Source organism: Paenibacillus sp. CMM36 (assembly GCF_053570945.1).
On record NZ_JBSEDY010000001.1, the window covers coordinates 475,431 to 488,360 of the forward strand.

Sequence of the window (12,930 nt, forward strand, 5' to 3'; positions counted from 1 at the left end):
TATGTCTATTCGGTGGCGGCTGACAGCTTGGTATTCGAGCATCTTGGCTATAGTGCTTGTCATTTTTGGTCTGGCTATTTACGGACTGGTTTATTATTACACATACAATGAAGTAAAAAGTCAGCTTACGACTCAGGCGCCACGGATTAACAAGCAGCTACTGCTTACAATTAAAGGGGGATTATTTGAAGTCCCCAATCTGGATTTGGGTTTAGTGCAAGAACGTGGAATTGATGATTCACAGCTATATGTACAAATTTACAATTATACATCAGGTGTTACCAAAACCACCCAAAACATGAAAGACCTCAATATCACCTTCCCTGTCCCATCTACAGCGACAGGAGCAGTTCAAAATGAGGGAATCCGGCGTGTAAACGTAAATGGGGATACCTTTATGATTTACCAACAGCCCATTAAGTCCGAGGAGTTGGGCTTGGTAGTCGGGTTGCTACAGGTAGGACAATTCACGGGCTCTCAGGATCGACTCATGAACAGGTTGCAAAATGTGCTTGTATATGGTTCGTTGTTTGCATTACTTGCTGCTGCGACTTCAGGCCTCTTTCTGGCTCGCAAGTCTATGAAGCCGCTGGTCAAGGTAATTGAGGGGGCAAATCAGATTCAATCCAGTAATGATTTGAGTGTTCGGATTGAATATGACGGACCACCAGATGAAATTGGACAATTAATCGGGACAGTTAACAACATGCTGGGGCGTACAGAGGTGTTTTACAAGGAGCTGGAAGATGCGTACGGTGCACAGCGCCGTTTTGTGGCTGATGCTTCCCATGAGCTGCGTACGCCGCTAACGACGATCCGTGGCAACGTTGATTTTTTGCTCAAAATGTGGACTACCGAACCAGGAGAGCGACCGAATATGGATGAAGAGATGATTCGTGAGCTTTCTATGGAGGCATTAAATGACATGGCAGATGAAGGCAAACGGATGAGTCGTTTGGTGAGTGATATGTTGTCACTTGCGAGAGCGGACACAGGGAAAACGTTCGATAAGACTCCCGTTGCGCTAGAACCCCTTGTAAGTGAGGTTGCCCGTCGTGCTCAGTTTTTAGAGCGAACGGCCGAATGGAATGTAGGAGATTTTTCGTTGCTGAATGGTATTTATATGGATGGGAGCAAGGATTATTTACAGCAAATGCTATTCATTTTCATTGATAATGCATTCAAATACACACCTGAAGGTACGGTCCGATTTGATGCCATTGTTTATCAAGGACAGGTAGGGCTACGGATCAGTGATACGGGCATTGGAATGGACAAGAGTGAGGTTCCCTTTATTTTTGACCGCTTTTACCGGGCAGATGAGTCGCGCGGGGTGACAGAGGGAATTGGGCTGGGGCTGTCTATTGCCAAGTGGATTATTGATGAACATCACGGGTCTGTGGAAGTGGTTACGCGTCAAGGAGAAGGGACGACATTTGTCATCTGGCTTCCGGTCAGCTTTTCCGCGCCTTTGGAATAGGCTATAATAGGAAGGCAACTACATCATAGAATTGGCCGGTAAAGGCTTGGATGCCCACAGCTACCGAGTTATCGGAGCTGTATACTGTGTCGAAGAAAGCGGGGGCTCATTTTGGAAGTACTCAGAATTTCGCCCCGGGGTTACTGCTACGGCGTAGTCGATGCCATGGTATTGGCTCGTCAGGCAGCCAGAAATCTGGACTTACCCCGGCCTATTTATATATTGGGCATGATCGTGCATAACAGTCATGTCACGAATTCCTTTGAAGACGAAGGGATTATTACACTGGACGGCCCGAACCGTATGGAGATTTTAAGCCAGGTAGAGAGCGGTACTGTTATCTTTACTGCTCATGGCGTATCACCAGAGGTACGCAAGCTGGCACGAGACAAGGGGCTGACTACGGTAGACGCGACTTGCCCTGACGTCACAAAAACGCATGATCTGATTCGGGAGAAGTCTGCCGAAGGCTACCAGATTGTTTATATTGGCAAAAAGAATCATCCAGAGCCGGAGGGAGCTATCGGTATTGCTCCTGACCATGTTCATCTGATTGAAAAGGAAGAAGAGATCGACAGCCTTACGTTGCCAGCTGGCAAAATCCTTATCACGAATCAGACGACCATGAGCCAATGGGACATCAAGCACATTATGAAGAAGCTGCTGGAGAAGTTCCCGGGTGCTGAGATACACAATGAAATCTGTTTGGCGACGCAGGTACGTCAGGAAGCGGTAGCTGAGCAAGCTGGACAGGCGGACCTGGTGATCGTTGTCGGTGATCCACGCAGTAACAATTCAAACCGATTGGCTCAGGTGTCGGAGGAAATTGCTGGTACAACAGCTTATCGTATTTCTGATGTAACCGAGCTGAAGAGAGAGTGGCTTGAGGGCGTAGCCAAAGTGGCTGTGACTTCTGGGGCTTCAACGCCGACACTGATTACCAAAGAGGTTATTACGTATTTGGAGCAGTATGATGCGGCTAACCCGGATACGTGGGAGATTCAGCGAACCATAGATATGAAAAAACTGCTGCCTCCTGTACGAGAGAAGTCAAAAACGACGAAATAGTATGCAATTGATTACAGCCGTTATTCGGATACAACCATCCGGATAGCGGCTTTTCAATCGTTTAAATTATAGATATTATCCGGTAGCTTCACTAAGTTTGAATATTGAATAATTCGGGATAATTAAACCTTGACGAGTATAGCTAAAACAGGTATAGTTGCTTTAACGAATAAAAGCTTAAAAGCGAACAAGCGTCTAAGTGTCATAATATCAATCTATTACTGGTTAATAAAATATGTTTCATAGAGAGGAATAAAAAAATGATCGTTATCGCTGGTGTTCAAACACCTGAAGAGCATATTCAAGCTATTGTTGAAGTTATTGAGAAAGAAGGATTGCAGGCTCATGTATCAAGGGGATCGGATCGCACGATCATCGGACTGATCGGTAGCGTAGAGCCCAAGCTGGCTGAACATCTGCGTCAAATGAAAGGCGTAGAAAATGTGGTTAAAATATCGAAGTCCTACAAATTGGCTAGCCGTGATTTTCATCCGGAAAATACGGTTATCTCCATTAAAGGTGTAAATATCGGTGGGGGCGAGCTTGTCATTATGGGTGGACCATGTGCCGTTGAGTCTGCTGCACAGATAGATGAGATTGCCGGATTGGTCAAAGCAGCAGGTGCGCAAGTTCTCCGTGGAGGTGCCTTTAAGCCGCGTACAGGGCCTTACAGCTTCCAGGGAACTGGTGTAGAAGGACTGATCATGATGGCTGAGGCCGGCCAAAAGCACGACCTCCTGACCATCACAGAGGTCATGACACCTGAATACGTAGACATTTGTGCGGAATATGCCGATATCCTGCAAGTAGGTACACGTAATATGCAAAACTTTGATCTGCTGCGCAAGTTGGGAACTTGCGGCAAGCCAGTGTTGCTCAAACGCGGTTTTAGCTCGACTTATGACGAGTTTTTGAATGCTGCCGAGTACATCCTGGCAGGTGGCAATCCGAATGTTATGCTGTGTGAGCGCGGTATCCGCACATTTGAAACCTACACCAGAAATACACTCGATTTGTCTGCGATCCCTGTGTTGCAACAATTGAGTCATTTGCCAGTTATTTCTGATCCTAGCCATGGCACGGGTAGACGTGAATTGGTTGTTCCTATGACGAAGGCTTCGGTTGCTGCCGGAGCGGACGGACTAATTATTGAAATGCATACAGATCCCGACAACTCGATGACGGGTGATGGTGTGCAATCCCTGTTCCCGGATCAATTTTCAGATTTACTAAAAGATTTGGAAATATTGGCTCCTGCTGTGGGGAAAACATTTCACACGCCTAGTACCATTGCCTAAAACCAATGTTTAACATTAATGCATAAAAGTTTTGCTGCAACGCAGTAATGAGATTTAAATTGCCTAAAAGCCCGATGTTTCGGGCTTTTTGTGCTATCCAAATGTTATCAAGGGCGTAAGCATATCTAACATTAGTTTAAAAAATACCTTACATAGCTATTGACCCGTGTCATGTTTGAGATTTATAATGACGACAGAAAAAAACATTCGATCATGAACATTTCAGGGTTGTATAAGACTTAATGTTCGGAAAAATTGGGAGGAAGAAGACATGTCCGTTGAAAACGTATTGAAAACAATTCAGGAAAATAATATTGAGTGGGTAGATTTTCGTTTTGTAGATTTGTCTGGTCGTGCTCACCATATTTCATTGCCAGCTTCCGAAGTAGATGCAGAAACATTTGTTAACGGTGTTGCTTTCGACGGTTCTTCCATTCCCGGCTATCGTGGCATCGAGGAATCCGACATGGTTATGCTGCCCGATGCAGAAGCGGTTTTTATTGACCCTTTCACTCAGCATCCTACACTGAATATTCTGTGTGACATTGCTACGCCAGACGGCGAAAAATACGACCGCGATCCTCGCGGCATTGCAAAAAAAGCTGAGGAATTTCTGCAATCCGCAGGAGTCGGCACAGCAGCATTTTTTGCACCTGAGTCCGAGTTTTTCATCTTTGATGATGTACGCTACGAAAGCGGCATGAATAGCTCCTCCTTCTTCGTAGATTCCGAGGAAGCAGCTTGGAACACGAACCGTAAGGAAGAAGGCGGCAACCTGGGCTTTAAAGTGGGAGTGAAGGGCGGATATGTACCTGTAGCGCCAGTAGACACCCAACAAGATATCCGTAGTGAAATGTGCCGTTTGCTTGAAGAAGCAGGTCTGAGAATTGAGCGCCATCACCATGAGGTAGCTACGGCAGGCCAAGCGGAAATCAACTTCCGTTTTGACACACTCAAGAAAACAGCAGATAACCTGCTCGTTTATAAATACATTGTACACAACACAGCTCGTCAATATGGTAAAGTGGCAACATTCATGCCGAAACCGATTTTTGGGGATAACGGAAGCGGTATGCACGTTCACCAATCTATTTTCGATGGGGACACTCCTTTGTTCTACGAAAAAGGTGGTTATGCTAATCTGAGCGAAATGGCTCTTCATTACATTGGCGGTATTCTGTACCACGCACCTGCGTTGATCGCTTTGACCAACCCAAGCACCAACTCGTTCAAACGTCTCGTTCCTGGCTACGAAGCACCAGTTAACCTGGTATTCTCCAAAGGTAACCGTTCTGCGGCTGTACGTATTCCAGTAGCAGCTGTTACTCCTAAAGGCTGTCGGATCGAGTTCCGTACACCGGACTCCACGGCTAACCCTTACCTTGCCTTCTCAGCAATGCTGATGGCGGGTCTGGATGGCATCAAGCGCAAACTGAACCCAATCGAATTGGGATATGGTCCACTTGACAGCAACATCTACGAGCTGTCTGATGCTGAAAAAGGTAAAATCCGTAGCGTACCTGGTTCATTGGATGAGGCTCTGGACGCTCTGGAAGCTGACTACGAATTCTTGACTGAAGGCGGCGTATTTACGAAGGACTTTATTGATAACTATGTAGAGCTCAAACGTTCTGAAGCTAAATCGGTGAACATCCGTGTTCATCCACACGAATACAGCCTGTATTTTGACTGCTAATAAGTCGATAGCATAGCTGCTTTGAATAAAAAACATTAGCTTACGGGTAACACTTGTTATTCAAAATAGGTCTCCGGTCTTATGCCGGGGACCTTTTAATATTAAAGTGAAAATCACAGAATAAAGATGTTAAATATGTTAACATTCACAACTTTGTCACATCATAAATGAAATTGAAAACATTTTTATACAAGTCTTGAACGCATTTATGAATACTGCTATCATAGCGATAATATCCACACCAGAGTAGAGAAGGGATGGGAATTTGTTGAGTAAGAGAGCCTACAATTTTAATGCAGGACCAGCGGCATTGCCGCTCAAAGTACTGGAACGTGTACAAGCTGAATTCGTAGATTTCCAGGGAACAGGGATGTCGATCATGGAAATGTCACACCGTGGAGCTGTGTATGAATCTGTTCATAATGAGGCGCAGGAACGTCTGTTATCTCTGCTGGGCAATCCACAGGGCTACAAGGTGTTATTCCTACAAGGGGGCGCAAGTACGCAGTTTGCAATGCTACCTTTAAATTTCTTGCGCGAAGGACAGACTGGGAGCTATGTAATGACAGGTAGCTGGTCGGACAAGGCATATAAAGAAGCCAAGCTACTGGGCAAGGCTCATATTGCTGCATCCTCCGCTGATGAGAAGTACATGCGTCTTCCGAATGTGGATTCCTTGGACTTGCCTGAGAATACTGCTTATATGCATATGACGTCCAACGAAACGATTGAAGGTACACAATTTAAGCAATTTCCGGATACGGGTTCCGTACCATTGATTGTGGACATGTCCAGTGATATTTTTTGCAAGCCTTTTGATGTTACTCAATTTGGATTGATTTATGCTGGCGCACAAAAAAATCTGGGACCTTCTGGTGTGACGGTCGTGATTGCCCGTGAAGAGTTGCTGACTTCCTCACCGGACAATATTCCTACCATGTTGCGTTATAGCACATATGAAAAAAATAACTCTCTCTACAATACCCCCCCATCTTTTGCCATATACATGGTGAATGAAGTGCTGAAATGGATTCAGGAAGAAGGCGGTTTGGAAGGTATTGAGCGTGTGAACCAGCAGAAGGCTGCTTTGCTATACGACCGTATTGACAGTAGCGAAGGCTTCTATCGTGGTTGTGTGGACAGCGCTGATCGCTCTATTATGAATGTAACCTTCCGCCTTGCGAATGGGGATCTGGAAAAACAATTTATTAAGGAATCCGAACAGGCCGGGTTCATCGGACTGAAGGGACATCGCAGCGTAGGAGGGCTTCGCGCCTCGATCTACAATGCTGTTCCATTGGAGAACTGTCAAGCATTAGCCGAGTTTATGGACGGATTCAAGCAACGTAACAGTTGATTACGTCGACATATATTTCGATACACGATATTTGAAATCGAAAAAGTAAATGTAGAGCCTTCCCTGAATGTGTATAGGGGAAGGCTTTTAGTGGTGTGGGTTGAAATTTTTGTCGTTTGATGTTCATATCTGTCTGATTTTGTTAAAATAGAAGAATGTGTATGTTTTCAATGTATACACTTTGGTTAAACTGTAGGTTATTTGTCTGATGAATTTAATGATGAAGGGAACGAAACGAGATGCCATTACATATTGTGCTTGTCGAGCCGGAAATCCCGGCCAACACAGGTAATATTGCCAGAACGTGTGCTGCAACCGGAACTCATCTGCATTTGGTGAAGCCACTCGGCTTCCGTACCGACGATGCCACGTTAAAACGCGCCGGACTTGATTATTGGTACGCTGTCCACATTGAATATCACGAGTCTTTTGCTGAAGTGCAGGAGAAATATCAGGAAGGTCGCTTTTTTTATGCGACGACCAAAGCAAATCAGCGGTATAGTGATATTGCATTTCAGGATGGAGATTTTTTGGTATTTGGTAAGGAAACGAAAGGCTTGCCTCCTGAATTGTTAGCTGCTAATCCAGATACATGTATCAAGATGCCTATGTCTGATAAAGTAAGATCTCTAAACTTGTCGAATTCCGCTGCAATTATCGTATATGAAGCGCTGAGACAAATGGATTTTTTGGATTTATCATAAAGAGCATCAGGTGAACAAGTATAAATGCGAATAAAGAACCAGGACCTTAGTTGCTAATAAAAGTTTCACTTTTATTGCTCAAAAGTATATGACAGTGGAGCTTAAATCAAGCTTGTATGGTCAAAAATTTGCGAAATTTCTCAACTAGGGCTAATAATAATTGGCTTTCCGGTCGATAAAAATATTATAGACATTCTGTACCATACTTTGATATGGTTCATGATTTTATGAAAAAATGTAATAAAATTTCCTGTGATCAGCAGGATTCGACAAAAAGACAGCGAATACTACATAAAGAATAGTGTCTTTGTACCTAGTTTTTCGCATGGTAAGAAATTGTAAGTTATTACTCAATAGGAGAGGTGTACGATCACGATGAAACCTGCCGGTGTGGTACGTAAAGTTGATCAGCTGGGGAGAATAGTTTTGCCTAAGTCACTGCGTAAAAGATATCAAATGAATGAGGGAGATCCTGTCGAAATTTTGGTTCAGGGTGACCACATTATTTTGGAGCGTTACCGTCCAAAATGTGTATTCTGCGGGTCAGTAGAACAAGTGAACGATTTCAAAGACCGTTATATTTGTGCTCAATGCCTGACAGAAATGACACAGTATTCCTCCTAAATGAGGCAAAAGCATCACGACATTCGTTCGTGATGCTTTTTTTCGGATAGAGACGTACGTCGGCAAGCATATTTAATTTGGTAGCAGACTACACATAACTATTTATAGAACAAAAAATGAGTAGGGACTGGACGCAAATTACCATCTGACGGTTTGTTTACGACTCGACCGTTAAGTATAAGCGACGAGGAACCGCCTCCGTCCAAATTATAGGCATCTTGAACACCTAGATTGTACATTTTTCCTTGCAGTTCTTCGAGCGTCGCGCCCGAACCCCCGCTTTCATTGTAGCCGTCTACGACAATAATGAGCAACTGATCATCTTTATAGTTGCCAATGACCGTACGTGGGGCCCGCTTGGGGGAGACTTTCCATTTGTCAGGAATAGGCATTTTTTGTCCCCTTTGCAGCAGGACGGGAACGAAGGTAGCCCCAAAGGTAGGCTTTAAGCTGTCAAGTGCACCTTGACTGTAAAATTTGCCACCGATAAGCTTGCCATCGTTACTCAATCCGACGAAGGATAAATCCTTAAAACTGGACTGAAAGCCAGTAAGGTAGTGGCCATTCAAGACAGTAGTGCTTAATGGATAGCGTTTGCCGTCTCCATCCGCAAAGCCGCCTGCATTGATGCCTGCAATAGCTCCGTGTCTCAAGACTGCACGCATGGTGGTTTCGGAGCCACCCAATTTGTCACTTCCCAAAGACATTTTCATAGCAGTAGGATCTTTAAGTTTGACCTTCATAGCGTAGCCATGATAAATTCCCGGGTTTACCTTAAACAATTCAATGGTAATCCGGTTGCTATCTACCCGCTCATAGGGAACTCCCAGTTTGGCGGTGATGCGTCGATCATAGATGACCGCGGGCCGCTTGGACTGCGTAGAGGCAGTCACGACAAGCTGATTCATCGTTTGGGTCGTTTGCTTGTAGAGCTCAGAAGTCCGGCGAATTGTAGATAAGGTGTACGTTGCCGTTTGCTTGGCTTCATCAAGCTGCTTGCCTACTGATTGCGTTTGTAGAGTGACTTCAGCTTTTTGCAGACTTGAAGAAGTAGACCCAGGAAAGCTCAATGAGGGATGCACTAACAAAATACACCCTAACAAACCGATAAAAGGAGCAAGGGCCAACATAAAGAACCGATTCACTTGTTTTGCGTCTACATTCATTTTAGCAAGTCCATTTTTTTCTGAAGTGTATTGAGCTGCTGCTTGACTTCGTTTAATTGGGTGTACAGTTTATTACTGTTATCGGTCTTATTGTTTGCATTATCCTTCGTGAAGGTCAGTAGTTCATTGAAGGACTGGACTTTGCCTTGCAATCCGCTAACTTCCTTGGAAAGAGCAGTCAGTTGCTTTTCATAGTCAGATTTGAGTGCTTGAATCTGTTGGTCTGTATGGGTTTGCATCTCGTTTAGCATTTGCTGCTTCAAGTGATTGCTATACAGATAGGTTGCGAGAGCACCTAGTATAATAAGAATGAACCAAAATAGCAGAAAAGCCTTTATGGGTAACCCCTTTCTTGAATTGCTCCGCCGAGCTTCGGCAGAAGGACGTTCAGGTGAAGCTTGCATACGATTTTCAACTCCCGTGTAAAGTCAAATTTCCAGTCTTTATTTGCAGTTCCAATTCTATCATGGGCCTATTTATTTCGCAAAAGCGAAATAGTCGTATAAAAATATTGGAAAAAGAGATTGCATCGGAAGGAAGTCCTAGGATACAATTTCCTTAAACGTTTTTCGCTTCCTATACGTTCACATTCGCGCAATTTCTACATATGCAATCACCAATTTTAGGATTATTTTCGCTATTAACTATGTATTTTTTTGTAAAATCAGGAGGTTTAGATATGAGAAAAGTATGGCAGGTGGTCATCATAGATATCCATCCTACAAGTATGCTGGGAACAAAGCTTATTTTGGAAGACCAGCAGGATTTGCTTGTCAGAGGGATGTCTTCCTCCGGAACGGAAGGCTTGGAGCTGGCTTGCTCCATTCGACCAGAAATCGTTTTAATGGACTACAGGTTGCCTGAGGGAACGGCGGAACCATTTTTGACACAAATGCGGGCCTTGTCTCCGGACAGCCATATTGTTATTATGACGGATGAGGATAATATTACTTTGTTTCAGCAGCTAATTTCGCTCGGAGCAAATGGAATGTTATCCAAACAGGCATCACCGAGCCAGTTAATCCATCTGATCAACGGTTTACGCGAAGGATTTGCTTCCTTGCCGATGGATTGGATTCGGTATGGAAACTGGCCCTTTATGCCGTTAATGGCATCCGAGCCTTTTGACGAATTGACACAAACCGAAGTGTTTATTATGGAACGTATTGTACAAGGAATTACATATGACAAAATTGCTATCGAGATCGAAGTTAGCCGGCGCTCCATTGATAATTATCTACGTAAAATTTATGCAAAATTAGGCGTGTCCAGCCGGGCGCAGGCGATTGAACGTTATGCCTTATATGCGCGTCAGAGGAAGCAGCTATATGCCTGATGCGTCAGCCCGGAGATCATGACCTATTTTTCAGGAGAAGGAGGATGTTCATGCAATATTCCTTTGCTTCACGAACGGCTGCGATGTTGGCTTCTCCAGTGCGTCATATCCGGGAAAATGCGAGAAGACACTCCTTTATATCTTTGGCTGAAGAATTGCCTGCACAAGAGCTGTTTCCGGTGAAGTTGCTGGAAGAAGCGGCCCATGATGTGTTTGGCTCCGGCCCTGATGCCCTCCAGTATGGTGAACCGGAGGGCTATTTTCCTTTGCGAGCATGGCTTGCGGGTGAGTGGGAACAGCGTAAAGGAGTAAGAGTACCACCAGGTCAAATCCTTCTCACGACAGGTAGTCAGCAGGCCATTGACCTGATCATAAGGCTGATGGTGGATGAGCGTGATCCGGTATTGGTCGAAAATCCTACATCTCCTGGATGTTTACAAGTACTATCTATGCAGGGTGCACAGATCGTTCCTGTAGAATCAGATGGGGAAGGTGTCATTCCTGATAAGCTTGAAGCTTTAATGATCCGTTATCGACCCAAGCTTTTTTTTGCCACGCCAACGTTTACGAACCCCACGGGCTCCTTGTGGAGCGCGGCAAGGCGGCAGGAAATTTTGGACCTGTGTAGGCATCATGAGGTACTGGTAGTTGAGGACGATTCTTATGGTGAATTGCATTTGAAGCAAAAAAATGAGTCCCATGACAAGAGTCCGCATGGTCAGAGTCGAAAATTCGCAGAGACTTACCCCTCACTATTTGCGCTGGATCATGCGGGTCAGGGCGGTCAAGTGCTCTATATCGGTTCGTTCAATAAAACCGTTGCTCCTGCGCTGAGAACGGGCTGGGCTGCTGGTCCTGCGCCGCTGATTGAAGGAATGTACGCCTTGAAGCAGTTGGCTGATATGCAATCCAGTACGATGAACCAACGGCTGCTGTTCCAATTGTTGACCAGCTCGCGTTTTCAATGGCACGAGCACTTAGCGATGCTGAACAAGGAATATTCTACTCGACTTCAATTAATCTTGGAGTTGCTCAAGCGTCCGTTTTGGAAAGACGTGACGTATCATATTCCGTCCGGTGGCATGTATGTATGGGTGCAGTTGCCCGATGGACTGGATAGCGCATTGCTGCTAAAGGCGGCGTTACCCAAAGGCGTAGCCTTTATGCCAGGTGCGCTATGTGCGGTTGGCAGTGAAGGCGCGTCTCATATTCGCCTTAATTTTAGCCATCCGGGCCGTGAGCAATTGCTTATGGGCATGAATCTGATCGGTGAGACGATTAGCGAATTTACTGCCCGGAGCTAGCAAAAACCATCGCCCCATGTCAGTCATCCTCCGTTTCCGCAGCAACGGTGGAGTAAGTGATTGGCGCTTCCGCAATCTGGCGCTGTCCACTGTCCTCGTCAAGCTCTGCGTCCATTCCAGCGGCCGTTTTAATGCCATGTTCTTGCAGTACTGCCGCATACTCATTTAGGGCAGCTTCGCCAAACGGAGTCAGTCGATAGCGGCCGCGGGATACGCGCTCAAACCAGCCGTAGTAGTTATGCTGAAGCACGGCAGCAGCTGTGCTGACGGCTGCTATGCGAGCGAGCTGCGCCGGAGCGGCCTCCCCCAAGCTCTGCAAGGCTGCCGCTACGCGCAGCGCTTTTTCCCGATAGGCAGTGACCAGCTTGCGTCGGGTGCTGCCGCCGGTATTGTGGTCACCGCTGCGTGCGTGAAATTCCCGCAGTAGCTTTTCCTTGCGCGAGCCGTGGCGTACCGTTGCTGCGTTGTGGACATTGTCGCTATGCGCCGCAGGCTTACACAGTACCTCAACGAGCGGCGGCTTGGTTTTAAAATGGGTAACGGTGAGCAAGCCAAGTCCTAACTGGCGGCACAGTCCGACCAGCTCGTTCCAGCGCTGATTCACGGCCCCTTTTTTGGCACGATTCCGTTCTACAGCCACATATACATTGCTGCTTAGTTTCAAACGCTGCATGCCTTGCAGCACAAGCGCCAGGTTAAACGTCTTTTTGATCTCTACAATCAGTGGTGTCTGTTGCCCTGGCTTGATACCCACCAAATCGCAGTTGCGCACCTCTCCTCTGACTTCATATCCCAAGTTCTCAAAAAAGGCTTTCACCGGAGCGTACAGCTCCGTCTCATGCCGAACCGCCATGACTTCTTCCGCTCCTTTATCCCATTATTCCGAGCTTATATTGT

The 12,930-nt window shown here is 45.7% G+C and carries 12 protein-coding genes; 9 read left to right on the forward strand and 3 right to left on the reverse strand.

Annotated elements, in window-relative coordinates; translation table 11 throughout:
- The first annotated feature begins 1 nt into the window (after position 1).
- From ACWA2B_RS02395 to ACWA2B_RS02425, 7 genes are all read left to right on the forward strand, one after another.
- Positions 2-1,480, forward strand: coding sequence for a sensor histidine kinase (locus ACWA2B_RS02395; protein ID WP_029516510.1), 1,479 nt, complete (start codon positions 2-4; stop codon positions 1,478-1,480).
- 111 nt (positions 1,481-1,591) lie between these two features.
- On the forward strand, positions 1,592-2,548 hold the full coding sequence (locus tag ACWA2B_RS02400; RefSeq protein ID WP_013309434.1) for a 4-hydroxy-3-methylbut-2-enyl diphosphate reductase: 957 nt from the start codon (positions 1,592-1,594) through the stop codon (positions 2,546-2,548).
- A 260-nt stretch (positions 2,549-2,808) separates the two neighbouring features.
- A complete protein-coding gene (aroF, locus tag ACWA2B_RS02405; RefSeq protein ID WP_023987802.1) occupies positions 2,809-3,846 on the forward strand; it encodes a 3-deoxy-7-phosphoheptulonate synthase in 1,038 nt (345 codons plus the stop codon).
- Positions 3,847-4,117: 271 nt separating this feature from the next.
- Complete coding sequence (gene glnA, locus ACWA2B_RS02410) at positions 4,118-5,542, forward strand: type I glutamate--ammonia ligase (RefSeq protein ID WP_029516512.1); 1,425 nt, start codon at positions 4,118-4,120, stop codon at positions 5,540-5,542.
- A 265-nt stretch (positions 5,543-5,807) separates the two neighbouring features.
- Positions 5,808-6,899: a 3-phosphoserine/phosphohydroxythreonine transaminase gene (gene serC, locus ACWA2B_RS02415; RefSeq protein ID WP_449291658.1), complete on the forward strand. Its 1,092-nt coding sequence runs from the start codon at positions 5,808-5,810 to the stop codon at positions 6,897-6,899.
- A 239-nt stretch (positions 6,900-7,138) separates the two neighbouring features.
- On the forward strand, positions 7,139-7,603 hold the full coding sequence (trmL, locus tag ACWA2B_RS02420) for a tRNA (uridine(34)/cytosine(34)/5-carboxymethylaminomethyluridine(34)-2'-O)-methyltransferase TrmL (protein ID WP_029516514.1): 465 nt from the start codon (positions 7,139-7,141) through the stop codon (positions 7,601-7,603).
- 375 nt (positions 7,604-7,978) lie between these two features.
- On the forward strand, positions 7,979-8,227 hold the full coding sequence (locus ACWA2B_RS02425) for an AbrB/MazE/SpoVT family DNA-binding domain-containing protein (RefSeq protein ID WP_013309439.1): 249 nt from the start codon (positions 7,979-7,981) through the stop codon (positions 8,225-8,227).
- Between the two features lie 98 nt (positions 8,228-8,325).
- On the opposite strand, the gene ACWA2B_RS02430 is transcribed toward ACWA2B_RS02425, so the two are convergent.
- Both ACWA2B_RS02430 and ACWA2B_RS02435 read right to left on the reverse strand, forming a co-directional pair.
- Positions 8,326-9,393, reverse strand: a complete 1,068-nt coding sequence (locus ACWA2B_RS02430; protein WP_029516515.1) for a phosphodiester glycosidase family protein — start codon at positions 9,391-9,393, stop codon at positions 8,326-8,328.
- Entirely contained in the window at positions 9,390-9,797 is a 408-nt protein-coding gene (locus tag ACWA2B_RS02435; protein WP_029516516.1) for a hypothetical protein, read from the reverse strand. Before ACWA2B_RS02435 ends, ACWA2B_RS02430 begins: the two co-directional genes overlap by 4 nt.
- Before the next feature lie 275 nt (positions 9,798-10,072).
- On the opposite strand from ACWA2B_RS02435, the gene ACWA2B_RS02440 reads away from it, so the two are divergent.
- Together ACWA2B_RS02440 and ACWA2B_RS02445 are read left to right on the forward strand one after the other, a co-directional pair.
- Positions 10,073-10,729 carry a response regulator transcription factor gene (locus ACWA2B_RS02440; RefSeq protein ID WP_029516517.1) on the forward strand — a complete coding sequence of 219 codons (657 nt, stop codon included), beginning with the start codon at positions 10,073-10,075 and terminating at the stop codon, positions 10,727-10,729.
- 50 nt (positions 10,730-10,779) lie between these two features.
- The gene (locus ACWA2B_RS02445; protein ID WP_029516518.1) at positions 10,780-12,033 is read left to right on the forward strand and encodes an aminotransferase-like domain-containing protein; all 1,254 of its coding nucleotides are present in this window, start codon (positions 10,780-10,782) and stop codon (positions 12,031-12,033) included.
- A gap of 19 nt (positions 12,034-12,052) precedes the next feature.
- Here the strand turns inward: ACWA2B_RS02445 and ACWA2B_RS02450 are convergent, their stop codons facing one another.
- Positions 12,053-12,886, reverse strand: a complete 834-nt coding sequence (locus ACWA2B_RS02450) for a DUF2161 domain-containing phosphodiesterase (RefSeq protein ID WP_322251387.1) — start codon at positions 12,884-12,886, stop codon at positions 12,053-12,055.
- Positions 12,887-12,930: the final 44 nt, after the last annotated feature.

Coding starts and splice junctions, on each gene's coding strand:
- ACWA2B_RS02395 (WP_029516510.1), top strand. CDS start 2: ATGTCTATTCGGTGGCGGCTGACAGCTTGGTATTCGAGCATCTTGGCT.
- aroF (WP_023987802.1), top strand. CDS start 2,809: ATGATCGTTATCGCTGGTGTTCAAACACCTGAAGAGCATATTCAAGCT.
- glnA (WP_029516512.1), top strand. CDS start 4,118: ATGTCCGTTGAAAACGTATTGAAAACAATTCAGGAAAATAATATTGAG.
- trmL (WP_029516514.1), top strand. CDS start 7,139: ATGCCATTACATATTGTGCTTGTCGAGCCGGAAATCCCGGCCAACACA.
- ACWA2B_RS02425 (WP_013309439.1), top strand. CDS start 7,979: ATGAAACCTGCCGGTGTGGTACGTAAAGTTGATCAGCTGGGGAGAATA.
- ACWA2B_RS02430 (WP_029516515.1), bottom strand. CDS start 9,393: ATGAATGTAGACGCAAAACAAGTGAATCGGTTCTTTATGTTGGCCCTT.
- ACWA2B_RS02435 (WP_029516516.1), bottom strand. CDS start 9,797: ATGCAAGCTTCACCTGAACGTCCTTCTGCCGAAGCTCGGCGGAGCAAT.
- ACWA2B_RS02440 (WP_029516517.1), top strand. CDS start 10,073: ATGAGAAAAGTATGGCAGGTGGTCATCATAGATATCCATCCTACAAGT.
- ACWA2B_RS02445 (WP_029516518.1), top strand. CDS start 10,780: ATGCAATATTCCTTTGCTTCACGAACGGCTGCGATGTTGGCTTCTCCA.
- ACWA2B_RS02450 (WP_322251387.1), bottom strand. CDS start 12,886: ATGGCGGTTCGGCATGAGACGGAGCTGTACGCTCCGGTGAAAGCCTTT.